The sequence below is a fragment of the Jeotgalibacillus sp. ET6 genome, from assembly GCF_029667115.1.
GTDB lineage: Bacteria > Bacillota > Bacilli > Bacillales > Jeotgalibacillaceae > Jeotgalibacillus.
Genome location: NZ_JARUIU010000194.1, coordinates 1 through 249, shown reverse-complemented (window position 1 = coordinate 249; position 249 = coordinate 1). Strand labels below are relative to the sequence as shown.

The following is a 249-nucleotide window of genomic DNA, read 5'->3' as shown; positions in this document are numbered from 1 at the left end:
ACAAGTACGGTTTAACCGAGCATAGCAAGGAGACTTGTGATGGCACAGCTGAAGCGTAATACAGCCATGTGGCTGCTCCGCACATTCGGTGCATTGACTATTGCGTTGGCCGTCTCGGCTGGTGTAACAGGCCAGGCTTTCGCGCACGACGATGACGATGACAACGAGGTCGTGACCTACGGGCCGAATGCCTGCACGATTGTCACGGACTTGCCAGTCCCCGCATCGGCGACTTGTGTCAAGCACAAG

The 249-nt window shown here is 56.2% G+C and carries 1 protein-coding gene; it reads left to right on the top strand.

The annotated features are described in order from the left end of the window. Positions 1-39: 39 nt before the first annotated feature. The coding region (locus P6709_RS20155; RefSeq protein WP_278242668.1) for a hypothetical protein at positions 40-249 on the top strand (210 nt) is incomplete at its 3' end.